The 23,105-nt window shown below is 61.5% G+C and carries 23 protein-coding genes and 2 pseudogenes; 11 read left to right on the forward strand and 14 right to left on the reverse strand.

The window, feature by feature from the left end; genetic code table 11:
- Positions 1–13: 13 nt before the first annotated feature.
- From IB234_RS07480 to arsC, 3 genes are read right to left on the reverse strand one after another with little or no spacing between them, the layout of a single operon-like run.
- Positions 14–421, reverse strand: coding sequence for a DUF2069 domain-containing protein (locus tag IB234_RS07480; protein WP_192316069.1), 408 nt, complete (start codon positions 419–421; stop codon positions 14–16).
- Entirely contained in the window at positions 414–1,019 is a 606-nt protein-coding gene (gene wrbA, locus IB234_RS07485) for an NAD(P)H:quinone oxidoreductase (protein ID WP_192316071.1), read from the reverse strand. Before wrbA ends, IB234_RS07480 begins: the two co-directional genes overlap by 8 nt.
- Complete coding sequence (gene arsC / locus IB234_RS07490) at positions 1,016–1,369, reverse strand: arsenate reductase (glutaredoxin) (protein ID WP_192316074.1); 354 nt, start codon at positions 1,367–1,369, stop codon at positions 1,016–1,018. The genes wrbA and arsC overlap by 4 nt, the downstream gene beginning before the upstream one ends.
- 71 nt (positions 1,370–1,440) lie before the next feature.
- Between arsC and IB234_RS07495 the strand changes: the two genes are divergently transcribed.
- Both IB234_RS07495 and IB234_RS07500 read left to right on the forward strand, forming a co-directional pair.
- Complete coding sequence (locus IB234_RS07495; RefSeq protein ID WP_192316077.1) at positions 1,441–2,673, forward strand: virulence factor BrkB family protein; 1,233 nt, start codon at positions 1,441–1,443, stop codon at positions 2,671–2,673.
- A 160-nt stretch (positions 2,674–2,833) separates the two neighbouring features.
- Positions 2,834–3,025, forward strand: a complete 192-nt coding sequence (locus IB234_RS07500; protein ID WP_192316079.1) for a hypothetical protein — start codon at positions 2,834–2,836, stop codon at positions 3,023–3,025.
- Positions 3,026–3,078: 53 nt separating this feature from the next.
- On the opposite strand, the gene IB234_RS07505 is transcribed toward IB234_RS07500, so the two are convergent.
- Positions 3,079–3,471: a hypothetical protein gene (locus IB234_RS07505; protein ID WP_192316081.1), complete on the reverse strand. Its 393-nt coding sequence runs from the start codon at positions 3,469–3,471 to the stop codon at positions 3,079–3,081.
- Between the two features lie 121 nt (positions 3,472–3,592).
- Positions 3,593–5,002: a PilZ domain-containing protein gene (locus IB234_RS07510; protein ID WP_192316083.1), complete on the reverse strand. Its 1,410-nt coding sequence runs from the start codon at positions 5,000–5,002 to the stop codon at positions 3,593–3,595.
- A gap of 30 nt (positions 5,003–5,032) precedes the next feature.
- On the opposite strand from IB234_RS07510, the gene IB234_RS07515 reads away from it, so the two are divergent.
- Together IB234_RS07515 and IB234_RS07520 are read left to right on the forward strand one after the other, a co-directional pair.
- The gene (locus IB234_RS07515; protein ID WP_192316085.1) at positions 5,033–5,500 is read left to right on the forward strand and encodes a TlpA disulfide reductase family protein; all 468 of its coding nucleotides are present in this window, start codon (positions 5,033–5,035) and stop codon (positions 5,498–5,500) included.
- 5 nt (positions 5,501–5,505) lie between these two features.
- Positions 5,506–5,778, forward strand: coding sequence for an acylphosphatase (locus tag IB234_RS07520; RefSeq protein WP_225580448.1), 273 nt, complete (start codon positions 5,506–5,508; stop codon positions 5,776–5,778).
- A 34-nt stretch (positions 5,779–5,812) separates the two neighbouring features.
- Here IB234_RS07520 and IB234_RS07525 read toward each other — a convergent pair whose 3' ends face one another.
- Together IB234_RS07525 and IB234_RS07530 are read right to left on the reverse strand one after the other, a co-directional pair.
- Positions 5,813–6,763 (reverse strand): hypothetical protein, encoded by a 951-nt coding sequence (locus tag IB234_RS07525; RefSeq protein ID WP_192316088.1) that lies wholly within the window; start codon positions 6,761–6,763, stop codon positions 5,813–5,815.
- Positions 6,764–6,783: 20 nt separating this feature from the next.
- Entirely contained in the window at positions 6,784–8,499 is a 1,716-nt protein-coding gene (locus IB234_RS07530) for a proline--tRNA ligase (protein ID WP_192316090.1), read from the reverse strand.
- Positions 8,500–8,600: 101 nt separating this feature from the next.
- On the opposite strand from IB234_RS07530, the gene IB234_RS07535 reads away from it, so the two are divergent.
- Positions 8,601–9,011 (forward strand): PaaI family thioesterase, encoded by a 411-nt coding sequence (locus IB234_RS07535; protein WP_225580496.1) that lies wholly within the window; start codon positions 8,601–8,603, stop codon positions 9,009–9,011.
- Between the two features lie 85 nt (positions 9,012–9,096).
- Here the strand turns inward: IB234_RS07535 and IB234_RS07540 are convergent, their stop codons facing one another.
- Positions 9,097–10,341 carry an OprD family porin gene (locus IB234_RS07540; protein ID WP_192316094.1) on the reverse strand — a complete coding sequence of 415 codons (1,245 nt, stop codon included), beginning with the start codon at positions 10,339–10,341 and terminating at the stop codon, positions 9,097–9,099.
- 722 nt (positions 10,342–11,063) lie between these two features.
- Here IB234_RS07540 and IB234_RS07545 point away from each other — a divergent pair.
- Both IB234_RS07545 and IB234_RS07550 read left to right on the forward strand, forming a co-directional pair.
- Positions 11,064–11,489: an HIT family protein gene (locus IB234_RS07545; RefSeq protein WP_192316096.1), complete on the forward strand. Its 426-nt coding sequence runs from the start codon at positions 11,064–11,066 to the stop codon at positions 11,487–11,489.
- A gap of 3 nt (positions 11,490–11,492) precedes the next feature.
- Positions 11,493–11,699: a SlyX family protein gene (locus IB234_RS07550; RefSeq protein WP_192316099.1), complete on the forward strand. Its 207-nt coding sequence runs from the start codon at positions 11,493–11,495 to the stop codon at positions 11,697–11,699.
- A gap of 45 nt (positions 11,700–11,744) precedes the next feature.
- On the opposite strand, the pseudogene IB234_RS23920 reads toward IB234_RS07550, so the two are convergent.
- From IB234_RS23920 to IB234_RS07570, 5 genes and pseudogenes are all read right to left on the reverse strand, one after another.
- Positions 11,745–11,960: pseudogene (locus tag IB234_RS23920) on the reverse strand (cold-shock protein); the annotation flags it as partial.
- A 123-nt stretch (positions 11,961–12,083) separates the two neighbouring features.
- A pseudogene (locus tag IB234_RS24220) lies at positions 12,084–12,359 on the reverse strand (cold shock domain-containing protein membrane protein); the annotation flags it as partial.
- A gap of 138 nt (positions 12,360–12,497) precedes the next feature.
- The gene (locus IB234_RS07560; RefSeq protein WP_192316103.1) at positions 12,498–13,565 is read right to left on the reverse strand and encodes a GGDEF domain-containing protein; all 1,068 of its coding nucleotides are present in this window, start codon (positions 13,563–13,565) and stop codon (positions 12,498–12,500) included.
- Positions 13,566–13,671: 106 nt separating this feature from the next.
- A complete protein-coding gene (locus IB234_RS07565; protein ID WP_192316106.1) occupies positions 13,672–14,670 on the reverse strand; it encodes a class I SAM-dependent methyltransferase in 999 nt (332 codons plus the stop codon).
- A gap of 33 nt (positions 14,671–14,703) precedes the next feature.
- Complete coding sequence (locus IB234_RS07570; RefSeq protein WP_192316108.1) at positions 14,704–15,669, reverse strand: 2-hydroxyacid dehydrogenase; 966 nt, start codon at positions 15,667–15,669, stop codon at positions 14,704–14,706.
- Positions 15,670–15,748: 79 nt separating this feature from the next.
- Between IB234_RS07570 and IB234_RS07575 the strand changes: the two genes are divergently transcribed.
- Complete coding sequence (locus IB234_RS07575; protein WP_192316110.1) at positions 15,749–16,378, forward strand: LysE family translocator; 630 nt, start codon at positions 15,749–15,751, stop codon at positions 16,376–16,378.
- A 54-nt stretch (positions 16,379–16,432) separates the two neighbouring features.
- Here IB234_RS07575 and IB234_RS07580 read toward each other — a convergent pair whose 3' ends face one another.
- Complete coding sequence (locus IB234_RS07580) at positions 16,433–17,608, reverse strand: thiolase family protein (RefSeq protein WP_192316112.1); 1,176 nt, start codon at positions 17,606–17,608, stop codon at positions 16,433–16,435.
- Between the two features lie 173 nt (positions 17,609–17,781).
- Here IB234_RS07580 and IB234_RS07585 point away from each other — a divergent pair, with 173 nt between their 5' ends.
- From IB234_RS07585 to IB234_RS07595, 3 genes are all read left to right on the forward strand, one after another.
- Positions 17,782–19,464, forward strand: a complete 1,683-nt coding sequence (locus tag IB234_RS07585; RefSeq protein WP_192316114.1) for a fatty acid--CoA ligase — start codon at positions 17,782–17,784, stop codon at positions 19,462–19,464.
- Between the two features lie 219 nt (positions 19,465–19,683).
- On the forward strand, positions 19,684–21,597 hold the full coding sequence (locus IB234_RS07590; RefSeq protein ID WP_192316116.1) for a DUF1302 domain-containing protein: 1,914 nt from the start codon (positions 19,684–19,686) through the stop codon (positions 21,595–21,597).
- Positions 21,598–21,629: 32 nt separating this feature from the next.
- Complete coding sequence (locus IB234_RS07595; RefSeq protein ID WP_192316118.1) at positions 21,630–22,997, forward strand: DUF1329 domain-containing protein; 1,368 nt, start codon at positions 21,630–21,632, stop codon at positions 22,995–22,997.
- The last annotated feature ends 108 nt before the right edge of the window (positions 22,998–23,105 follow it).

Raw genomic sequence — 23,105 nt, forward strand, 5'->3', positions numbered from 1 at the left:
AGGGTATCTCAGGTCACTCTCCTGCCATCTTGCGGTCGCACTGGAAGCGCCAGCGGGTGTAGAGCAGGGCGCTGCAGAACAGACTTACGCTGATCACCGTTTCCAGGGCGCCGAACAGGGCTCGGGCCGGGTCGATGCAGGCGACCACGCCCTGGATGAAGTAGATATTCACTACGAAACAGGCCCAGGCGTGAGCGCGGGCGTTGCCCAGCAGCAGGCCTGGGGCGAGCAGCAGCAGCGGCAGCAGCTGAATGCTCAGCACAACCCATGTACGGGCACCGTGCAGGTCGGCGAAGGCCACGTTCCAAATCAGGAGCAGAACGAGCAAGGCGAAGAAGCTGACAAGGCTGAGGGCGCGGCTGAGTTTCAGACGCGGGTTCAGCCACTCTACGGCCGGTAAGGGCTTGGGCGTTTTAGCCACGGAGGTTCTCCAGTTTCATGGCGGTCTGCGCCAGGCGCTGGCCGAGGGCTCGGCACAGTGCGATTTCATGCTCATCCAGGCTACGTTTGCCATCGGCTCCGGCATGGTGGCTAGGGCCATAGGGTGTGCCGCCACCGCGGGTCTCAAGCAGCGCACCCTCGCTGTAAGGCAGGCCGCAGACCAGCATGCCGTGGTGCAGCAACGGCAACATCATCGACAGCAGCGTGCTTTCCTGACCGCCGTGCAGGCTGGACGTGGAGGTGAAGACGCCTGCCGGCTTGCCGACCAACTCGCCAGTCAGCCACAGGCTGCTGGTGCCGTCGATGAAGTACTTCATCGGCGCAGCCATGTTGCCGAAGCGTGTCGGGCTGCCCAGGGCGAGACCGGCGCAGTGCCGGATGTCGTCGATGCTGGCGTACGGGGCGCCGTCATCGGGAATGTTCGGGGCTACGGCCTCGCATTCGCTGGAGATGGCCGGAACGGTGCGCAGACGAGCCTCCAGGCCTCCTAGTTCGATACCACGGGCGATCTGCCGGGCCATTTCGGCAGTGGCTCCGTGGCGGCTGTAGTACAGCACCAGGATGTAGGGCGAACTCATGCCAGCAGCTCCAGTACCTTCTCCGGAGGGCGACCGATGATGGCCCGTTCGCCCGCGACCAGGATGGGGCGCTCGATCAGCTTGGGATGTGCGGCCATGGCGGCAATCAGTTGCTCATCGCTGAGGCTGGAGTCGGCCAGGCCTAGGTCTTTGTACTCGTCCTCGCCGCTACGCAGCAGCTCGCGTGCGCCTATGCCCAGCTTGGCCAGTAGTGCGTGCAGCTCGGCGGCGCTGGGTGGCGTCTCCAGGTAGCGCACCACGTTGGGCGACTGCCCGTGCGCCTCGAGGAGCTCCAGGGCGCCGCGGGACTTGGAACAGCGCGGGTTGTGGTAGAGGGTCAGGTCGGTCATGCGGGTGCCCATTGTCGGATGAGGGCGCTATTCTAGCCGCGTCGAGCACGAAACGGTTCTAAGGAGTGGGCATGCAACAGCGGCTGGATGATCTGATGGAGTTCTGGCGATTCCTGTTGCAGCGTTTCCTCGCCGACCGTGCCATCAATAACGCCGCTGCGCTGACCTACACCACGCTGTTCGCCGTGGTGCCGGTGATGACCGTTACCTTCGCCATGCTTTCTGCCGTGCCGGCGTTCCAGGATACCGGCGAGCAGATCCAGAGTTTCATCTTCCACAACTTCGTGCCGTCATCTGGCGAGACTGTGCAGCAGTACCTGCGAGAGTTCACCACTCAGGCGCGACACCTTACCTGGGCTGGTGTGGCGCTGCTCGCGGTGACCGCATTCTTCATGCTGGTGACCATCGAGAAAACCTTGAATGCCATCTGGCGTGTGCGCCAGCCACGTCGGGGTGTCTCCAGTTTCCTGCTGTACTGGGCGATCCTAAGCCTGGGGCCGCTGCTGTTGGGGGCCGGATTCGCCGTGACCACGTACATCACATCGCTGTCGTTACTCACAGGGCCGGATGCTCTGATCGGCGCGCGTACTCTCCTGCGCTTTGCTCCTCTGCTGTTCAGCGCCGCGGCCTTCACTCTGATCTACTCGGCGGTGCCCAATGCACGCGTGCCGTTACGCCATGCCCTGATCGGCGGGCTCTTCGCGGCAGTACTGATCGAGGTGGCCAAGAAGTTGTTCGGTCTCTTCGTGAGCTTCTTTCCGGGCTACCAGCTGATCTACGGTGCGTTCGCTACCGTGCCTCTGTTCCTGCTCTGGGTGTATCTGTCCTGGCTGATCGTGCTGCTCGGTGCGGAGCTGGTATGCAACCTCTCATCGTCACGTCAGTGGCGGCGCCAGGCACTGCCTCGCCTGCTGGCGGTCATCGGCGTACTGAGGGTTTTCCATGATCGGCAGCAGCGCGGACAATCGGTTCGCCACCTCGATGTACAGCGGGCTGGATGGTGGTTGCCTCAGGACGAATGGGAGGAGGTGCTCGACTTCCTGGAGCGTGAGCGTCTGATTTGTCGCGCCAGCGGCGGGGGCTGGGTGCTGTGTCGTGATCTCGAGCACTACAGCCTGCATCGCCTGCTCGCTCACAGTCCCTGGCCCTTGCCGCGTCCGAACCAGTTGCCGGAGACCCTGGAGGAAGCCTGGTACCCCCAGCTGCGTGAGGCCATGGGACGATTTCACGAAGACCAGGCGGCCCTGTTCGGCGGCAGTCTTGCGAGATGGTTACGCGCCGAAAGCGATTCTCAGGAAAAGTGACGAAAAAGGTCAGTTTCGGGCGAGGTACAGCCCATGTGCGCCGAATGAAGGCTCCTCGGCCTCCTGCGAAAGCGGCCTGCTGGGCCTGGCACGCTTCTGGCTAATGCCTAGCTGAATGCTGGCAGACTGCTAGCGAGTGCGGGATTCGGGGACGCGGTGAATGAGCAGTAGCAAGAACAAGGTGGTGCCGTTGCAGCCTCGGGATTCCGAGGAGGCGTTGGAACGGCTCAATCGCATCACCGGTCTGCGTTTTTCTCGCTGGCCCGAGTCGCTGGCAGCGCTGGCCCGGCAGGCGGCCGAGGAGGCTGAGCCTGCGAAGCCGAGTAGTGTCGTGCGCTTCGGGGTGTTCTGAGGCCCCAAAAAAAGCAAACCCCGCCGTAGCGGGGTTGATTCAGGTCTCAAGCGTCAGGCCATTGCCTGGCGAGACGCGGCATCCAGTATCTCGACGGCTTGTACGAAGAGCTCCTCCACGACCAGGGTCTGGGCGGGAACGGCCGAACGCAAACGTACTTGCATGTCTTCGATCTTGTGTTTCATTGGCAGGCGGGCAATGCCGGAGAGCATCACCTTGTTATGGCCGTTGACCTTGCCATGGTCTACCGCCACTTCGCGTGCCTGGTTGCCGTCGCGATAGCGCACGATCAGCGAAACCGGCAGATTGGCCAGGCCTGGCAGGTGCAGCCAGACAGCCACGTTGAACTCACCGACCCGCCCCTCGTAAGGCGTTACGTTCAGGCGCGCGCTATTGACGATGCTCGCGGGAACTGGGCCGATTAGCTTGTCGTTGGCTTGGGACATGGAAGGCTCCGGCAGAACTCATTGGTATAGGAATTAGCCAATTATAAAAAACGGCTGGTGACGAAACTGTGCACTGGGGCTTTGGCTCTTGAGACTTCTGTCGCAGAACCTGGCTGAATGTTCAAGCCAGCCGCAGCGGGTAGCGCGTGACTGTTGGGGTGCCGAGATTGGGTGCCGGCAGTAACAATATCGCTTGGTTGTTGGCGTTGGCGAGCTGCAGCCAGACGTTCTCGCCTTCGACGAACTGTCCGCAGGGCAGCCAAAGACCATGATGCCAGCCCGCTCCCGGCTCCGGTGTGCTTTGCAACACCCCCGGATGAGTTTGTGCGCTGGGGGCTCGTCTCAGCCATACGGCGCGAGGCAGGCCCTTCAGGTAGCGCAGGCCCAGGTGCAGTCCATCCTGATTGAGGTGGCGCCAACGTACCAGGGCCAGGGTGGCGGATCCGCTGCGAGGTAGAACTAGGACCAGTTGGCCGACTGGTAGATGCGTGGCCAGCTCAGCATGGCAGACGAGTCTGGCCCCTCCGGCGCTGGCATCCAGCATCTGCGCGGCGGAGCTGGTGGGGCGCTTCTCCAGCAACTGCGCATGGATGGCCGGTAGGCCGATCACCAGGCTGCAATCGGCACTGAAGTCGGCACGAGGATGACGTCTTTGCTGGCGACCAAGCCAGTGCTGTCGGACCTGATCCAGCAGTTCACGCTCGCCTGCACTCTGTAATGGTGCTGGCTCATACAGGGCCACCAGCAGGGCTCCGAGCTCTAACCTGCGCAGGTGTTCAGTGGAGCCCGCGATCTCCGCATCGTACGGGAGGCATGGCTGAGCCTGGCTCAGGTCGATCAGAGGACCTTCGCCTTCTTCGTCTTCGTCCCAGGGTAGTAGCCGGGCGAGCGATGCGAGCGGCGTCAGCGCCCCGAACAGGACTGCGCACTCACCCTCTGCCAGATGGAAGGGATTGCTCAGTGCCAGCATCAGCATCTGTTGATAGAGGCCGCGCAGCGTCCCTGCCGGAGTAGGTTGGAATGGGGCGGCTACATGTTCGTCCAGGCAACCCTGATGCTCGCCTATCCAGTAGAGCAGGTGGCTATCGCTCCAGAGCGAGGCGGGCGGTTCCTGATAAAGCTGATAATGGCGCAGCAGACTCTGGGCGAGAAAGTGCTGGGCCATATACAGGCACCAGGCGAGATGCGGGCGCGAGGGCTGGCGGCCCTGGAGTATCTGCAGCAGTAGCCGTTTGAAACCGGCTGCCAGTTCGTTGCACAGGCTGACAAACGCCTGAGAGGGCTGGGAGCCATCGGCCAGCGCGTTGCAATAGTGGCGATACTCTTCGCAGAAGCTTTGCAGGGCCCGCTGTCTTTCAAGTAAGGTCATGGCACTGCGGTTGAGGCGATGCAATAGCCTCAACGCCTGTTGCAGGCCGTCCTCACGAGGCTTTCGGCGTGCATCGGTGAGTTCGGCGTTGAGCTCACCGAGCCGGGTGGCTTCCTCTTCGACGATGTCCGGCACTTCCAGGCGCAGAGCGTCCAGCGTCATATCAACCCCGAGTGCACGAGGAGCGAATGCATGGGAAGGCCACTCCAGATGGTGATAGGTCTAGTAGCCGGACTTTTCCTGGCCGGCTGCGCCGAGGACTGGGGAGTCGATCAGCATGGACGAAAGGTAACGGCTGAGCAGCTAGAAGGCCAGTGGTTGGTGATCAATTACTGGGCAGAGTGGTGCAAGCCCTGCAGGACGGAAATTCCCGAACTGAACAGGCTGGATGAAGAGCTGCGGGGCAAGGGGGTGCAGGTGTTGGGCGTCAATTTCGACGCCCTTCAGGGAGAAACTCTGGCGGCCGCCGCCAAGACATTCGATATCCGCTTCACCCTGCTGGCCCAGGACCCTGCTCCTCGCCTCGAGCTTCCCCGCAACGATGTCCTGCCTGTGACTTATCTGGTCGACAACAAGGGGCGACTGCGGGAGCGTCTGGTCGGCGAGCAGACGGCGGCTGGCCTGCACGAGCGGCTGGCTTATTGGCAGGGTAAGGAGTGATGCAGATGCAGCTGTGTATGCACGGCCTGGTCAGCGGCAAGGTGCAGGGGGTAGGCTTTCGCCAGCAAACGCAGCGGGAGGCGGAGCGCCTAGATCTGAATGGCTGGGTGCGAAACCTGGTCGATGGCCGGGTCGAGGTACTGTTCGAAGGGGACGAGCCGGCTGTGCGTGAGCTGCAATCATGGTTGGACAAAGGGCCTGCCGGGGCGCGCGTGGATGCCCTCGAACTGGAGCAGCAATCACTGCAAGGGATCACTGGTTTCGTGATCAGACGCTAGAGATGAGCAGGCTCCCGTTTGCCGGAGCCCAGGCTCAGTCCTCTCCCGGATCGGCCGCCAGCCGACCAGCGTCCTTCATCAGCGCTTTGAGAAATTCCTGCTGTAGCTCAGGATCATTGCGTGTCAGCTCGATCAAGCTCTGCTCCAGCTCGCTGGCTTCCTCCTCCAGCCCCAAGTCAGACAGGCGTTTGACCCGATGTACCCACTGGCTGACTTCATCATCCTCGAGGTCGTCATAGATCAGCGCGTGGGCTTCGCGCAGTTTTCCTCGCAGGTCTCTGCTCACCAGGAGCGAGGCATCGGCGCGGGTGTTGTCCTGGGGATCTTCGACGCTGAGCGCCAGCGTTCCGACGGTGCTGATATCGTGGTCGGCGAAGGGGCTGTCAAGCAGATTGAGGCGCAGCACTCCCTGGCGATCCGTTGTCAGCTCGTGGGTTTCCTTGCCAGCCTTGATCAGCACGGGGCGCTCGGCCCAGGGTAGGCTCGAGTACTCGGTTCGCCGATCTTTCTGGACCTCCTCGATCTTTGCCAGATTCTGCTCGGCACGACCATTGGACTCGACGTTCATCGCTGGATTGAGGCCGGCGACGCCGTAGCTGATCCAGTCCTTGGTCATGCTGTCCGGCAGTCGGCCGAACATCACCACGTTGAGTACGTTGGCGCCGACACCCGCGACTACTGCAACCGCCCCCAGCGGTACTTCGTACAACTCGCGCCAGGGTTGATACGGGGTGTAGCGATCATAGCGGCGAGTGACCTCAAACTCCGTGACTTCGAAGGCCTTCTGCTCGTGAATGCGCACTCGCCGCTGCGGCAGCTCGAGCAACCTCGGTTCGCCGGCATCGATCTGCAGGCTGTGATCAAGCAACCTGCGCTCGAAGCGCTCCTCATGTTCGCTGCGCTGTGGCAAGTGATTGGCGCAGCCAGCCAGCATGAGGGTGCCGAGCAGGGCCGCGCCGTTGTGGAGGATGTTTCGCTGCAACATGGTGACTTCTTGGTTTGTACTCAGCGGGGAATACGGGCAGAGAGGAACGACATTACCTCAGCTGCTGGCAACTGCTGGCTCTCGCTGTCACGGCGGTGCTTGTATTCGAGGTTGCCTTCGGCAAGGCCTCGCTCGCTGACGACGATGCGGTGCGGGATGCCGATGAGCTCCATGTCGGCGAATTTCACGCCGGGGCTGGTCTTCTTGTCGCGATCATCCAGCAGTACTTCGTACCCGGCGGCCGTCAGCTCCGTGTAGAGCTTGTCGGTGGTTTCTCGCACGGCTTCATTCTCGTACTTCATTGGCACGATGGCGATCTGGAAGGGCGTGAGGGCGTCGGTCCAGAGAATGCCGCGCTCGTCATAGTTCTGTTCGATGGCGGCAGCCACCACGCGTGATACGCCGATGCCATAGCAGCCCATGGTCAGGGTCACGGGCTTGCCACTCTCGCCCAGTACCTTGCAGCCCATGGCCTCGCTGTACTTGGTGCCGAGCTGGAAGATATGGCCGACTTCGATGCCGCGCTTGATCACCAGGGTGCCCTGGCCATCCGGGCTGGGGTCGCCGGCTACTACGTTGCGCAGGTCGGCGACCTGCGGTAGCGGCAGATCGCGCTCCCAGTTCAGGCCGAAGAAGTGCTTGTCATCGATGTTGGCGCCGGCGCCGAAGTCACTCATCAGTGCCACGCTGCGGTCGACGATACAGGCAATCGGCAGGTTCAGTGGTCCGAGCGAGCCAGGGCCGGCACCGATGGCGGCGCGGATCTCGGCCTCGGAAGCGAAGGCCAGAGGGCTGGCGACCAACTCGTGGTTGGCGGCCTTGATCTCGTTCAGCTCGTGGTCGCCGCGAACGATCAGGGCGATCAGCTTGCCTTCCTCGGCGGCGTGCACCACCAGGGTCTTGACGGTCTTCTCGATGGCGAGGCCGAACTGGCTGACCAGTTCATCGATGGTTTTGGCATTCGGCGTATCGACCAGACGCAGTTCTTCAGTGGCTGCGCTGCGCTCGGCTTCGCGCGGGACGGCTTCCGCCTTCTCGATGTTGGCGGCGTAGTCGGAGGTGTCGCTGAAGGCGATATCGTCTTCGCCGGACTCGGCCAGCACGTGAAACTCGTGGGAGCCGGTGCCGCCGATAGAGCCGGTGTCGGCCTGTACCGGGCGGAAGTTCAGGCCCAGGCGGGTGAAGACGTTGCAGTAGGCCTGATGCATGCGGTCATAGGTTTGCTGTAGCGAGGCCTGGTCAAGGTGGAAGGAGTAGGCGTCCTTCATGATGAACTCGCGGCCACGCATCAGGCCGAAGCGCGGACGGATCTCGTCACGGAACTTGGTCTGGATCTGGTACATGTTGATCGGCAGCTGCTTGTAGCTGTTCAGCTCGTTGCGTGCCAGATCCGTGATGACTTCCTCGTGGGTCGGGCCGACGCAGAACTCGCGATCATGTCGGTCCCTGATGCGCAGGAGCTCGGGGCCATACTGTTCCCAGCGGCCGGACTCCTGCCACAGCTCAGCCGGCTGTACGGCCGGCATCAGTACTTCCAGCGCGCCCGCGGCGTTCATCTCTTCGCGCACGATGGCTTCGGCCTTGCGCAGCACGCGCAAACCCAGCGGCAGCCAGGTGTACAGGCCCGAGGCCAGCTTACGGGTCATGCCTGCGCGCAGCATCAGCTGATGGCTGATCACCACGGCGTCGGCAGGGGTTTCCTTGAGGGTCGAGAGCAGGTACTGACTGGTACGCATGTTTGGCCGTTATGTCGGTTGCGGGGGCAAATAGTGACTCGGCATTGTACGGTGCCAGCCAGATGGCGTACAGGACAGACCGGGAGTTGAGCATGGCGGAGCTGACCGCTGGCCAGGTGCAGGCGTTGATTCGCGCCGGAGTACCGATGGCCGAGGATATTGATCTGTGCATCGATCGTCTCGACGGCGATCTGGCCGTGGCGAGGGTGCCTTTTCACGGCAAGCTGGTGAGGCCAGGTGGGACCCTGTCAGGGCCGACCATCATGTCGCTGGCTGATGCTGCCATGTATGCGGTTGTGCTGGGGCGCCTGGGGCGTGTGGAGATGGCGGTGACGGCCAATCTCAATATCAACTTCCTGGCTCGGCCCAAGCCAGTCGACCTGATTGCCGAGGCGCGAATTCTGAGGCTTTCGCGACGCCAGGCAGTATGCGAAGTGCAGTTGTATTCATCAGGCGAGGAGGGGAGTCTGGTGGCTCATGTCACGGGTACCTACGCTTTGCCTGGCAGTTGAGGAGGGCAGCTTTCTCACCGAACTTCAAAAAAGAAACCCGGCCTAGGCCGGGTTTCTTCGTTCGCTTCGAGACTCGAAGAAATCCTTACAGGATTTCCAGCGGGTACTCTGCGAACAGACGCCACTCGTTCAGATCGTTCGCGAAGTCAGTATCGGTACGATAGATCGAGTTACGCACTTTGAAGGACAGATCCTTCGCTGCGCCGCTCTGGATGGTGTATTTGACCTGATTGAAGAACTCGCGCTCTTTTGCGTCGTCGGTACCACCGTAATTGATGTCGTAACCGTAGACGTAAGCGGTTTTCCAAGTCAGACCCGGTACGCCGTAGCCAGCGAAGTCCAGCTCATAGCTGGCCTGTACGGACTTCTCGTCGGCGTTGTTGAAGTCAGAGTAGTACGAGTTGGCCAGCCAGATTGCGCTGCCACCGTCGCCGATGTCGTAGGCATAACCGACGTCACCACTGTTCTGCTGGTAGGCTAGGATGAAGGCGTGCGAGCCAACGCTGTATTTACCGGCCAGGCTGAAGATGGTGTTGTCGTCGCCTTCGACGCCGTTACCGAAGAAGAGGTCCGACGCAGTGGTGTCGTTCTCGTACTTGGTTTTGTAGATGTTGAAGTCGAAGTTCAGAGCCTGCTCTGCAGCCAACGGAATAGTCCAGTTGACATTGGCGTAGTACTTCTTGGCGATATCTTCGATATCGGAGTAGTACAGGGCTGCGCTCAGGTCGTCGGTGAACTGATAGCTACCACCAGCTACGTCAATGCTGTTCAGTCGGCCGTCGTCACGAGCAGCGCTGGCCATCGGGCTGGCAGCAGTAAAGCGACCGGCGTTCAGCTCCAGACCTTCGATTTCGCTGCTGGTGATCATGGTGCCGGTGAAGCTTTGCGGCAGCAGGCGGGAGTCGTCATATGCCAGAACCGGCAGGCTCGGCATCTGATCGCCATACTTGATCACAGTGTTGGAGAAGCGAACTTTGACAGCTGCGCCAGCCTGGCCAACGGAGTCGTCCCAGTCTTTTTCTTCACCAGGGAACATATCGGCTTGGCCGCCGTCGAGTTTCAGACCCAGCAGGCCAAAGGCGTCAACGCCGACACCAACGGTGCCTTGGGTGAAGCCGGACTCGTAGGTTCCAATGAAGGCTTGACCCCAAGTTTTGCGGTCATTCTGGCCATGGTTGTAGTCACGGTTCCAGTAGGTGTTGCGGAGCAGCAGGTTCAGGCTGCTGTCTTCCACGAAGCCCTTGGATTCGGACTGAGCGCTGGCAAATGCCAGCTGGGTGGTACCGGCGGTCACGGCTAGAGCCAGTACGCTCCACTTCATCACTTGCATTGTGATTGCTCCTTTGGTTTAGAAGATTTTTGCTGCCTTTATTTGGGGCGGCTCTTTCTTTTTGTGTCGGCGCTAACTTATAGCATGGAGGCTTAAATTAGCGACAGATATCGTTGATTTCCTACGGCTTGTTCACCACGACGTCGCAAAATTACATCTTCGGAGTCGCAATTTTGTAGGTTTTTGCCGCCTCTATACATTCGCTTGAGTCATGCCGAAAAACGCTGAATATCCAAACGCTTATCGGCAGCCACTGCTGCTCTAGGAGCGGCCTAAAACGGATGTCGCAGGTGATATAGCAACTTCCGTGCACAAACTGCCGGGATAGCCTCAAGGTGTTCAATATTTTTATTCTTGGTTTCCTATCATCGCGCCGAGAGCCTTGTGCTACGGGGCTTTGCTGGGGGTGTTCCAATCGTCGCCTCGCGGAGTTCAGTCGATAGGTCTATTCGACGGCGTTACCGTGTATCGGATTGGGCGACACGAGGTATCCAGCGGTAACGCTTCCTACCTGTGCGGTCAGTCAGTTTGTGGGGCGACTTGAGAGATTTTTGCCCGATTATGGGGCGTGTCGTTTCGGTGTGCGCCGGGTCGGGCATGAGTGAGTGAGACCCGTGCCTTTTTATAGAGCGTCGTCTTGGTCTTCTGGGGGACCTTCGTACGCAGATGAATTGCAGCCGGCGTCCCGCTATGCTGCGCGGCCCGGCCTGGAGGAGAAGTACATGTTCAACCTTGATCCACGCTTACAGCAGGACACGTTCGTATTGGGCGACTTTCCCTTGTGCCGTCTGCTACTGATGAACGATGCCAATTATCCCTGGTTCATCCTCGTGCCGCGGCGCGAGGCGGTCAGCGAACTGTTTCAGCTGGACGTCGCCGACCAGCAGCAACTCTGGCTGGAAACCACGCAGTTGGCTGAGGTACTTAAAGATGCATTTATTGCTGACAAGATGAATGTCGCCACGCTTGGCAATGTGGTCAGCCAACTGCATATGCATGTGGTGGTACGTCGGCGTGAAGATCCGGCTTGGCCTGCGCCTGTCTGGGGCAAGCACCCGGCGCGGCCATATGCGGGAGACGAGATTACAGCCCTTCGTGATCGTCTGCGGCGTGTCGTTTCCGATGACTTCAGTTTCATCGAGGGCTGATCGATGGATCTGGAGTATCGTCTGATCGAACTGGAGAGCCGGCAGGCTTTTCAGGATGACACCATTGCGGCGCTGAGTGATGTGCTCGCGGAGCAGCAGCAGATCATCGAGCGTCTCAAGTTGCAGATCGCGGCACTGGCCCGCCGGCAGGAAGAGATGCAGGGGCAGTTCGGTATCGATGAGGATGAGGCGCCTCCGCCGCACTATTAAAAGAAAGCCCGCTTGCGCGGGCTTTTTTCTGTTGCCGAGCTGACGTCAGCGCTGCCCAGGCAAGGCAACTATCACATCTTCGGCCTGTAGGCCCTTATCGCGCTGCATGACGGAGAATTCGACGCGTTGCCCTTCGACCAGGATGCGATGACCCTCGCCGCGAATGGCGCGAAAGTGCACGAAGATATCCTCGCCACTATCGCGCGAGATGAAGCCGAAACCTTTCGACGTGTTGAACCACTTGACGGTCCCGGTCTCACGGCTTTCATCTAGCTCTCTGCCGAAGGAGGCGGGGGCAACCGCGCGTCGGCCGTTGGCCATGTTGATGGCCAGGTGGAGCATCGTGGCTGCCAGCAGGATGGCAATGCTCAGCGCAACGGCGGGCTGACTACCGATCTGCGCCAGGGGTGCAAGCAGGATCAGCGCCTGAAGCACGCTCGCGAATACCAGTAGCGCTGATACCAGTACTTGTAGCTGGTGACGCACGCCTGCGTGGCGAACGGCTGGTAGTGGCGCTAGCAGGAGGTTGATCAATCCGAAAAATGCCAGATAAAGCGCATCGGGTTGCTGCAGATAGGACAGGTCTTCGTTACGCAGGCTTGGGGCGAAGGACAGCAGCAGTGCGCCGCCGCCCGTGATCAGGTGGACGATCTTCAACATGGTAGAGAAACTCGCTTATTCGAATATGGCTAATCGAGAAGCGGAGCTGACGGTACCCGATGAATGGGCACAGTGTTCCGCCTATGCCGCCGAATTTGGCACGAGTCTATTTAACCGCAAAGAGGATGTCCGCTCAAATCAAGCAGTTAGCGCGGCGTTGGAGGCTGGGGGATGGACCTGGTTGCGCCCGTTGCGCTTGGCTTGGTAAAGGGCGTCGTCGGCGCGAGTAACCAGGCTGTCGAAGGTATCTCCTGTTTCGGCGAGCGTGAGACCGAAGGAGGCGGTGATGGTATCCAGTACTTTGTCGGTGCTCCGCACTTTCACCCGCAGAGCCTGGATCTTGAGTCGTAGCTGTTCTGCGAATTCGGCGGCCGTCTCTACGTCGAAGCAGTCTCTCAGGATGATGCAGAACTCCTCGCCGCCGTAGCGCGCGGCTACTCCGCGGGCGGGAAGCATGTCTCGGAGCAACTGACCGACATGCTGCAGCACCCGGTCACCGAGGGGGTGTCCGTACTGATCGTTGAAGTGCTTGAAGTGGTCGATGTCCAGCATGACCAGGGCGAGGCCTTTGGTGTCGCCGGATAGCGCCTGCTCCAGTAGGCGTGTGAACGCATGACGGTTGAATACATGGGTCAGGCTATCGAGAGTGGCCGCGGCCTGTGCTCTTTCCAACTGGCTACGCAGATTCTGGATTTCGGCCTGTGCCGATCTGAGGCGATAGAGGAATTTCTCCTGCTGTTCCTGCATCTGCTGGGTGCTCAGTTGCAGCTCGTTGAGCACGCTGGGCAGGTCGTCGACTATAGGTTCCTGAAGGGCGGCCAATCCTTGGGAAAGGCTGGCCTGGTAGTGCTGACTGCCGCTGACGCTGCGCTTTACGTCGCCTTCGATATCATCGACCAGCTCGATGACCTGCTGTTGCCCGGCGCGGGCATCCTCAAGCTCGCCTCTGATGATGAACTCGCGAAAGAGCTTGGCTGCCGTTTCCGGGGGGAAGCTGGAGAAGTCGCTGACGATCTTGTCCAGGCGACGGTTCAGGTCGGGTTCCGCACCTTTGCAGTAGCTGTACCAAAGCGCGTAATGCATGGGCGTGGGGGGGATGTCGTGGCGGACCATGTGCGGTACCGCTTGCTTGAGCAAGTCTGCAGCCTCGCGAGTCTCTTCCGGAAAAAGCTCGAGAATGGAGGGGGCTTTCGGCTGCTGGCTCATGCACGTCACTGGGATGGTGGGAATGTCGCAAAGAATAGATTAGCTGTCGCGCGCGCGCCTAGAAAAAACTGGCTGCAGCCCTTTTGTGGCGGGCAATGTGGCCGTTTCAGCTGCGCTTTGCGCGATAAATGCGAAAGCCATCGCGCTCGATCAGTGTTTGGCAACTGCCCAGGTGCTGTTCGATCAGCGGCGGGTATTTAAGGAAGCTGTTGGCCACCAGGCGCAGCTCGCCACCCTTGTTCAGGTGGCGGGCGGCCTCGCGCAGCAGGTGCTCGCTGGCCTGGTAGTCGGTGTGCACGCCGGTGTGGAACGGCGGGTTGCTGATGATGGCGGCGAGACCCGTGGGAGCCGCGTCGATACCGTCGCCGGCGATCACTTCGGCCTCCAGGCCGTTGGCGGCCAGGGTCAGGCGACTGCTCTCGACGGCGAAGGCATCGACGTCGAGCAGGGTCAGCTGGCTCTGCGGGTAGCGGCGCTTGAGCGTGGCGCCGAGCACGCCGGCACCGCAGCCGAAGTCGAGCAGATGGCCCTGCGGCAGGCCATCCAGCTGTTCCAGCAGCAGTGCGCTGCCGCGATCCAGGCGGCCATGGCTGAACACGCCCGGCAGGCTCAGGACCTGCAGCGGGCCGTCGGCCAGTGGCAGCTCGAAACGTTGGGCGAGGGCCTGCAGGTCAGGCGCGGCCGGTGCGTTGTCCACCGTCACTTGCCACAGCTGGCAGTGGCGGGCGCTGTCCAGCTTGCGCGGCTTGCCATAGGCGGCCAGCTGCTTGGCGGCGCGTTCGATGCCGCCGCGCTTCTCGCCGACCAGGTACAGCTCGTGGCCGGCCAGGCGCGCGGCCAGGGCCTGCAGCAGGTAGTCGGCGAGTTCGCGGGACTTGGGTAGGAACAGCACGGCGCTGTCGAAGGATGCGTCGGGCACCAGGGTGCCGAAGCGGCTGCGCCCGGCGAAGCGCGCCTCGAGCGTGTTCTGCTCGCCGGCGTGCCAGCTCCAACCATGCGCGCGTGGCAGCTGGCCGAGCAGATCATCGGCCGGCAGGCCGGCCAGCAGCAGGTCGCCCTGGAACAGTTCCGCCTGGCGCAACAGCACCTCGCTTCGTGGGTCCATGGGCATGCTCCGCGGCAGAAAAGGGCGCGTAGTTTACCCGACCACCCGTATGGGTGTGCCCGCGAAGAATGCTGCCGCATTTTCTGCCAGTTGGCCGATCATGCGCTGTCGCGACTCGCGGCTACCCCAGGCATTGTGCGGAGTGATGATCAGACGCGGGATGTCTGGCGCCAGCAGCGGGTTGCCGTTACGCGGTGGCTCCTCGCTGAGTACGTCGAATGCCGCACCGCCCAGGTGGCCGGCGCGCAGGGTGTCGGCCAGGGCCTGTTCGTCGACCAGGCCGCCGCGGGCGGTGTTGATCAGCAGCGCTTGTGGCTTCATCAGTGCCAGCTCGGCGGCGCCGATCAGGTTGCGGGTCTGCTCGTTGAGCGGGCAGTGCAGGCTGAGGGCGTCGACCTGCGGCAACAGCTCGCTCAGCGCTAGGCGGTCGGTGCGGTCGGTGCGGCCGGGCAGGGCGCCGTATAGCACGCGCATACCCAAGGCTTCGGCCAGGCGAGCGAAGGCGCCGCCCAGTTCGCCGTGGCCGAGGATGCCGAGGGTCTTGCCTTGCAGTTCGATGATTGGGAAGTCCAGCAGGCAGAACTGGCTGGAGCGTTGCCAGGCGCCGTCGCGTACCGCCGCCTGGTAGTCGGGCAAGCGGGTGGCGAGGTTGAGCAGCAGCATCAGTGCATGCTGGGCCACCGAGGCGGTACCGTAGCCCTGGCAGTTGGCGACGGTGATGCCGCGCTCGCGGGCGGCGGCCAGGTCGACGTTGTTGGTGCCGGTGGCGGAGACCAGAACCAGCTTCAGCTCGGGGCAGGCGGTGAGGGTGGCGGCGCTCAGGTGCACCTTGTTGCTGATCGCTACCTGGGCGCCTTGCAGGCGTTCGGCGACCTGCTCGGGCGTGCAGGTGTCGTGCAGGACCAATTCGCCGAACACCTGGCGCAGCGGAGTCATGTCGAGATCGCCGAGGTCGAGGGAGCTGTGGTCGAGGAAGACCGCGCGGGGGCTATTGCTCATCAGCTGTACCTGTCTGGATGCGTTGCAGTGGCGTAAGGTTGCCAGCCTGTTGTCCTGATTCCCACTATTCGGAGGTCGCATGTACTGGGCGGAGTTTTTGACCGTGGCGCTGATCCACCTGCTGGCCGTGGCCAGCCCGGGGCCGGATTTCGCTGTTGTGGTGCGCGAGAGCGTGGCTCATGGCCGTCGCGCCGGTACTTGGACTGCGCTAGGTGTGGGCACCGCCATCTTCGTCCATGTGGCCTATTCGTTGCTGGGAATCGGCCTGATCGTGTCGCAGTCCATCGTGCTGTTCAACGCGCTGAAGTGGCTGGCGGCGGCCTACCTGTTCTACATTGGCATCAAGGCCCTGCGTGCCAAGCCGGCGGCGCCGGGTAGCCTGGAAGTGGTTGGCGATGGTGTTGAGCGTTCACCACGTGGTGCTTTCGTGGCTGGCTTCGTCACCAATGGCTTGAACCCCAAGGCCACGCTGTTCTTCCTCTCGCTGTTCACCGTGGTGATCAACCCGCACACGCCGCTGGCGGTGCAGGCTGGCTACGGCGTGTACCTGGCGTTCGCCACGGCGATCTGGTTCTGCCTGGTGGCGCTGCTGTTCAGCCAGCGCCGGGTGCGTGCCGGTTTTGCGCGCATGGGCCACTGGTTCGATCGGCTGATGGGCGCGGTGCTGGTGGGGCTGGGGATCAAGCTGGCCTTTACCGAGCTTCGATAAGCAGTCGCCCATAAAAAAGCCCCGCCTAGGCGGGGCTTTTCATTTGCGTGCGAGTTACAGCAGCTCGATAGCCACTGCAGTGGCTTCGCCGCCGCCGATGCACAGCGAGGCCACACCGCGCTTGCCGCCCTTGTTGCGCAGGGCGTTGATCAGGGTGATGATCAGGCGCGAGCCGGTGGAGCCGACCGGGTGGCCCTGGGCGCAGGCGCCGCCGTAGACATTGACCTTGGCGTGGTCCAGGCCGTGCTCACGCATGGCCAACATGGTGACCATGGCGAAGGCTTCGTTGATCTCGTAAAGATCGACGTTGTCCTTGCTCCAGCCGGTCTTCTTGAACAGGTTGCTCATGGCACCGATCGGGGCGATGGTGAATTCGCTCGGGTCCTGGCTCTGGGTGGCGTGGGCGACGATCTTGGCCAGCGGCTTGAGGCCGCGCTTGGCCGCTTCCTCGGCGGTCATCAGGACCAGGGCGCTGGCGCCGTCGGAGATCGAGCTGGCGTTGGCGGCGGTGATGGTGCCGTCCTTGCGGAAGGCCGGCTTGAGGCCGGGAATCTTGTCCAGGTTGGCGGTCAACGGCTGCTCGTCGTCCTTCACCACGACTTCGCCCTTGCGGCTGGTGACGGTGACCGAAACGATCTCGTTGGCCAGCTCGCCGCTCTGGATGGCGGCCTGGGCGCGTTTCAGCGACTCGATGGCGTAGGCGTCCATCTCCTCGCGGGTGATGCCGTACTTGTCGGCGGTTTCCTGGGCGAAGGAGCCCATCAGGCGGCCGGTGCGGGCGTCTTCCAGACCGTCGAAGAACATGTGGTCCTTGATCTCGCCGTGGCCCATGCGCAGGCCGCTACGGGCTTTCTCGATGATGTACGGGGCGTTGGACATGCTTTCCATGCCGCCGGCGACCATTACTTCATTGCTGCCGGCCTTGAGCGCGTCGAAGGCCTGCATCACGGCCTTCATGCCGGAGCCGCACAGCTTGTTGATGGTGGTGCAGCCGGTGGCCGATGGCAGGCCGGCGCCCAGCGAGGCCTGGCGGGCCGGGCCCTGCTTGAGGCCGGCGGGCAGTACGCAGCCCATGATCACTTCCTGGACATCGGCGGGCTGGATACCGGCACGGGCTACGGCCTCGCGAATGGCGGCGGCCCCCAGATCCACGGCGGGGATGCTGGACAGGCTGCCCTGGAAGCCACCCATGGGGGTGCGGGCGCCGCTGACGATGACGATATCGGACATCGGTATTACCTCTGGAGAGTGAAGCCGGAACGGCAGGTATGAGTCGATTCTACTGCGTGACCGAAAGCGGCCAAAGGGTCACGGGAAAAATCATTCTTTGGATGGATTAAGCCGAAGCCAGAGCGGTTCTAGATTGGCGGCGAAGAAAAAATCCAAGAAAACAGGTCATCGCCATGCTGAATACCCGTGTCATTCCTCCAACCGAAAACGCCAACCAGGCGCCTCTGCTGATCAAGCGTCTGCTGCTCTCCGGTAGCCGCTACGAGAAGACCCGCGAGATTGTCTACCGCGATCTGGTGCGCTACAGCTATGCCACCTTCAATGAGCGCGTGGCGCGTCTGGCCAACGTGCTGACGGCGGCGGGTGTGAAGGCCGGTGACACCGTGGCGGTGATGGACTGGGACAGCCACCGTTACCTGGAATGCATGTTCGCCATCCCGATGATCGGCGCGGTGCTGCATACCATCAACATCCGTCTGTCCGCCGACCAGATCCTCTACACCATGAATCACGCCGAAGACCGCTTCGTGCTGGTCAACAGCGAGTTCCTGCCGCTGTACAAGGCGGTGGAAGGGCAGCTGACCACGGTGGAGAAGACCATCCTGCTCACCGACGGCGCCGAGAAGACCGCCGACCTGCCCAACCTGGTCGGCGAGTACGAGGGCCTGCTGGCCGCGGCCAGTACCCAGTACGACTTCGCCGATTTCGACGAGAACTCGGTAGCCACTACCTTCTACACCACCGGCACCACCGGCAACCCCAAGGGCGTGTACTTCACCCACCGCCAGCTGGTGCTGCACACCCTGGCCGAAGCCAGCGTGCTAGGCAGCCTGGACAGCGTGCGCCTGCTGGGCACCGATGACGTGTATATGCCGATCACTCCGATGTTCCACGTGCATGCCTGGGGTATTCCCTATGTGGCGACCATGCTCGGGGTCAAGCAGGTCTATCCGGGGCGCTACGACCCGGAGCTGCTGGTTCAGCTGTGGCAAAAGGAGAAGGTCACCTTCTCCCACTGCGTGCCGACCATCCTGCAGATGGTGCTCAACGCCAAGGCGGGGCAGGGCCAGGACTTCGGTGGCTGGAAGATCATCATCGGCGGCAGCGCACTCAATCGTGCCCTGTACGAGGCCTCCAAGGCGCGTGGCATCCAACTCACGGCCGCCTATGGCATGTCCGAGACCTGCCCGTTGATTTCCTGTGCGCACATCAACGAAGAGCTCAAGGTCGGTACCGAGAGCGAGCAGATCACCTACCGGATCAAGGCCGGCGTGCCGGTGCCGTTGGTGGAGGCTGCACTGATGGGGGCGGACGGCCAGCTGTTACCGGCCGATGGCGAGACCCAGGGCGAGCTGGTACTGCGCGCGCCCTGGCTGACCATGGGCTACTTCAATGAGCCGGAAAAAAGCGCCGAGCTCTGGGAACACGGCTGGTTGCACACCGGCGACGTGGCCACACTGGATGATTTTGGCTTCATCGATATCCGCGACCGTATCAAGGACGTGATCAAGACTGGCGGCGAGTGGCTTTCGTCGCTGGAACTGGAGGACCTGATCAGTCGTCATCCGGCCGTGCGCGAAGTGGCGGTGGTCGGCATTCCCGATCCGCAGTGGGGTGAGCGTCCCTTCGCCCTGCTGGTGCTGCGCGAGGGGCAGAGTCTGGATGCCAAGGTGCTGAAGGACCACCTCAAACCCTTTGTCGAGCAGGGTTGCATCAACAAGTGGGCAATACCCAGTCAGATTGCACTTGTTACCGATATTCCCAAAACCAGCGTGGGTAAGCTCGACAAGAAACGAATTCGCCTGGATATCGCCCAGTGGCAGGCGGCCGGCAGCACATTTCTATCTACGCTTTGAGCCTTGAGAGCGGGGCACATGGCCATCCAGTGCCCCATCCAAGCAAACGCTTGGCTTGTTAATTGCTGTCGCGTGATGAATCCGATCGGCGCGCCTGGCGTGACCGGCCGGTCTAGAGAGGTTGGGGGCTGGAAATCACACTTTCGGGGGATCAAGCTCCGGAGGGGGGTAGATATAGTCCGCAGCAGCCATAACAAAAAAACCAATGGAGTAGCGTCGATGACAACCCATAAACCGTTCTGGCGCTTGGCCAAACTGCCTCTGGCAGTCAGCCTCGCCTCAACTCTCGCTGCCCCGGCTTTCGGTGTCACCTTCAATATCGGTGAAATCGAAGGTCAGCTCGATTCGTCCCTTTCCGTTGGTGCCAGCTGGTCGGTGCGTAGTGCCGATCGCGACCTGATCGGCGTCAACAACGGGGGCCAGGGCCTGTCTCAGACCACGGACGATGGCCGCCTGAACTTCAAGAAGGGTGAGACCTTCTCGAAGATCTTCAAGGGTATCCATGACCTGGAGCTGAAATACGGCGACACCGGCGTATTCGTTCGCGGCAAGTACTGGTACGACTTCGAGCTGAAGGACGAGAGCCGCCTGTTCAAGGACATCGACGACTCCAATCGCAAGGAAGGCGCCAAGGCTTCCGGTGCCGAAATCCTCGACGCCTTCATCTATCACAACTACAGCATTGCCGATCAGCCGGGCTCCGTACGTCTGGGCAAGCAGGTAGTGAGCTGGGGTGAAAGTACTTTCATCCAGAACAGCATCAACTCGATCAACCCTGTGGACGTCTCCGCCTTCCGTCGCCCTGGCGCCGAGATCAAGGAAGGCCTGATTCCGGTCAACATGTTCTACGTTTCGCAGAGCCTGACCGAGAATCTGTCTGCTGAAGCCTTCTATCAGCTGGAATGGGACCAGACCGTAGTCGATAACTGCGGCACCTTCTTCTCCCAGGCTGACGTGGCAGCGGACGGTTGCGACGACAATTTGCGCCTGCTCACCAACAACGAGGCTCTGGTCGGCACGCTCAATGGCATCCTGGTCAACTCCGGCCTCAATCCGCTGGATGTGAACTCCGAGGGCAACCTGGTCGTTCGTTCCGGGGACCGCGATGCGCGTGACAGCGGGCAGTGGGGTGTGGCCTTCCGCTACATGTTCGAGCCGCTGGACACCGAGTTTGGCGCCTATGCCATGAACTACCACAGCCGTGCTCCGATCCTCAGCGCCACCGCACCGGGTCAGGACGTGTACAACGTCGCAAACGGCCTTCTGCCGGTGTTCTCCGGCGCTGCATCTGCTCTGGCGATTGCAGGTAATTCCAGCTACTTCATGGAGTACCCGGAAGACATCCGCCTGTATGGCTTGAGCTTCTCCACCACGCTGCCCACCGGGACTGCCTGGAGCGGCGAGATCAGCTATCGCCCGAATGCCCCGGTGGCTCTGAACACCAATGACATTCTCTATTCGGCAGTTCGTCCCCTGAACAACCCGAACGCGACGAACCCGTACGCGGACGCCTCTGTTCTTGGCTCGGCTCCGGGTGCTACCCGTCACGGTTACAACCGCAAGGAAGTAACCCAGATCCAGACCACCTTCACCCACTTCCTGGATCAGGTCATGGGTGCCAGTCGTCTGACTCTGGTGGGTGAAGTCGGTGCCACTTTCGTGGGTGGCCTCGAGCACACCAGCGAGGCGCGTTACGGTCGCGATCCGGTGTTCGGTCCGGGCGAGCTGCCTAATGGCACCTGTGAACTGCTCAACGACGTGACCCTCGGCCGTGCCGTCGTGGACGGCGTACCCAACACCGACTTCTCGAACGTCAGCAAGCACTGTAACGACGACGGTTTCACTACCCACAGCTCCTGGGGCTACCGTGCCCGTGCCATCTGGGACTATCCGGACGTGTTTGCCGGTGTGAACCTGCGCCCGAGCGTTGCCTGGTCGCACGACGTAGACGGCTACTCGCCTGGCCCGGGTGCCAACTTCGAAGAAGGCCGCAAGGCTGTGAGTCTGGGCCTCGAAGCCGAGTACCAGAACACCTACACCGCGAACGTGTCGTACACCAACTTCTTTGGCGGCGACTACAACACCCAAATCGATCGTGATTTCGTGGCGTTGAGCTTCGGCGCTAGCTTCTAAGAGAACGGAATCCCCTGAGGACATACATGCAAATGAAAACAACAAAACTCTTGCTGCAATCCGGTGCGCTGGCTCTGTCCATGCTGGCCACCAGCGTCATGGCTGCCGTTTCTGCCGATGAGGCCGCCAAGCTCGGCACTACCTTGACTCCGCTGGGCGCCGAGAAGGCAGGCAATGCCGATGGTTCCATTCCCGAGTGGACTGGCGGCCTGCCGCAGAACGCCGGCACTGTCGATGGTCGCGGCTTCCTGTCCGACCCGTTCGCCAATGAGCAGCCGCTGTTCACCATCACTGCGCAGAACGTCGATCAGTACAAGGACAAGCTGACCCCAGGCCAGCAGGCGATGTTCAAGCGTTATCCGGAAAGCTTCAAGATTCCGGTGTACCCGACCCATCGTTCCGCCACTGCACCGCAGAGCGTTCTGGACGACGTGAAGGCCAACGCCACTACTACCAAGCTGGTCGAAGGTGGTAACGGTCTGGAAGGCTTCAAGACCGCCTATCCCTTCCCGATTCCGCAGAACGGCCTGGAAGCGATCTGGAACCAGATCACCCGCTACCGCGGTGGCAGCGTACGTCGCCTGGTAACTCAGGCGACTCCGCAGCCGAACGGCTCTTATAGCCTGGTTTACTTCCAGGATGAGTTCACCTTCCCGACCAGCCTGACCGACTACGATCCGAGCAAACCGAGCAACATCCTGTTCTACTTCAAGCAGCGCGTAACTGCTCCTGCTCGTCTGGCCGGTAACGTACTGCTGGTCCACGAGACCCTGAACCAGGTGAAGGAACCGCGTCTGGCATGGCTGTACAACGCCGGTCAGCGTCGTGTGCGCCGCGCTCCGCAGGTGTCCTACGACGGTCCGGGTACCGCTGCCGACGGTCTGCGTACTTCCGACAACTTCGACATGTACAACGGTGCTCCTGACCGTTACGACTGGAAGCTGAACGGCAAGAAGGAGATCTACATTCCGTACAACTCCTACAAGCTGGACTCGCCGAAGCTGAAGTATGCCGACATCATCAAGGCTGGCCACCTGAACCCGGAGCACACTCGCTACGAGCTGCACCGTGTCTGGCACGTGACCGGTACCTTGAAAGCCGGCGAGCGTCATATCTACGCCAAGCGTGATGTGTTCATCGACGAAGACAGCTGGCAAGCCGCCGTCATCGACCACTATGACGGTCGTGGTTCCCTGTGGCGTGTCGCCGAGGCCCATTCCCAGTACTACTACGACAAGCAAGTGCCGTGGTACACCGTGGAAACCCTCTACGACATCATCTCCGGTCGCTACCTGGCCCTGGGCATGAAGAACGAGGAGAAACAGTCCTACGACTTCAACTACAAGGCTGCTACCAGCGATTACACCCCGGCCGCTCTGCGTCAGGCTGGCGTGCGTTAATCTTCGCTTCGCCCGAGAAAGCCGGCCATGTGCCGGCTTTTTCTTTTACTGAGGGAAATCTCGGGCTTCAAATGCCGGGCGCTACGGGATAGGCTGCGGAGGTTCCCA

It is taken from the genome of Pseudomonas sp. PDM16 (genome assembly GCF_014851865.1).
In the GTDB taxonomy this organism is placed as follows: domain Bacteria; phylum Pseudomonadota; class Gammaproteobacteria; order Pseudomonadales; family Pseudomonadaceae; genus Aquipseudomonas.

Coding starts and splice junctions, on each gene's coding strand:
- wrbA (WP_192316071.1), bottom strand. CDS start 1,019: ATGAGTTCGCCCTACATCCTGGTGCTGTACTACAGCCGCCACGGAGCC.
- arsC (WP_192316074.1), bottom strand. CDS start 1,369: ATGACCGACCTGACCCTCTACCACAACCCGCGCTGTTCCAAGTCCCGC.
- IB234_RS07495 (WP_192316077.1), top strand. CDS start 1,441: ATGCAACAGCGGCTGGATGATCTGATGGAGTTCTGGCGATTCCTGTTG.
- IB234_RS07500 (WP_192316079.1), top strand. CDS start 2,834: ATGAGCAGTAGCAAGAACAAGGTGGTGCCGTTGCAGCCTCGGGATTCC.
- IB234_RS07505 (WP_192316081.1), bottom strand. CDS start 3,471: ATGTCCCAAGCCAACGACAAGCTAATCGGCCCAGTTCCCGCGAGCATC.
- IB234_RS07510 (WP_192316083.1), bottom strand. CDS start 5,002: ATGACGCTGGACGCTCTGCGCCTGGAAGTGCCGGACATCGTCGAAGAG.
- IB234_RS07515 (WP_192316085.1), top strand. CDS start 5,033: ATGGGAAGGCCACTCCAGATGGTGATAGGTCTAGTAGCCGGACTTTTC.
- IB234_RS07520 (WP_225580448.1), top strand. CDS start 5,506: ATGCAGCTGTGTATGCACGGCCTGGTCAGCGGCAAGGTGCAGGGGGTA.
- IB234_RS07525 (WP_192316088.1), bottom strand. CDS start 6,763: ATGTTGCAGCGAAACATCCTCCACAACGGCGCGGCCCTGCTCGGCACC.
- IB234_RS07530 (WP_192316090.1), bottom strand. CDS start 8,499: ATGCGTACCAGTCAGTACCTGCTCTCGACCCTCAAGGAAACCCCTGCC.
- IB234_RS07540 (WP_192316094.1), bottom strand. CDS start 10,341: ATGCAAGTGATGAAGTGGAGCGTACTGGCTCTAGCCGTGACCGCCGGT.
- IB234_RS07545 (WP_192316096.1), top strand. CDS start 11,064: ATGTTCAACCTTGATCCACGCTTACAGCAGGACACGTTCGTATTGGGC.
- IB234_RS07550 (WP_192316099.1), top strand. CDS start 11,493: ATGGATCTGGAGTATCGTCTGATCGAACTGGAGAGCCGGCAGGCTTTT.
- IB234_RS07560 (WP_192316103.1), bottom strand. CDS start 13,565: ATGAGCCAGCAGCCGAAAGCCCCCTCCATTCTCGAGCTTTTTCCGGAA.
- IB234_RS07565 (WP_192316106.1), bottom strand. CDS start 14,670: ATGGACCCACGAAGCGAGGTGCTGTTGCGCCAGGCGGAACTGTTCCAG.
- IB234_RS07570 (WP_192316108.1), bottom strand. CDS start 15,669: ATGAGCAATAGCCCCCGCGCGGTCTTCCTCGACCACAGCTCCCTCGAC.
- IB234_RS07575 (WP_192316110.1), top strand. CDS start 15,749: ATGTACTGGGCGGAGTTTTTGACCGTGGCGCTGATCCACCTGCTGGCC.
- IB234_RS07580 (WP_192316112.1), bottom strand. CDS start 17,608: ATGTCCGATATCGTCATCGTCAGCGGCGCCCGCACCCCCATGGGTGGC.
- IB234_RS07585 (WP_192316114.1), top strand. CDS start 17,782: ATGCTGAATACCCGTGTCATTCCTCCAACCGAAAACGCCAACCAGGCG.
- IB234_RS07590 (WP_192316116.1), top strand. CDS start 19,684: ATGACAACCCATAAACCGTTCTGGCGCTTGGCCAAACTGCCTCTGGCA.
- IB234_RS07595 (WP_192316118.1), top strand. CDS start 21,630: ATGAAAACAACAAAACTCTTGCTGCAATCCGGTGCGCTGGCTCTGTCC.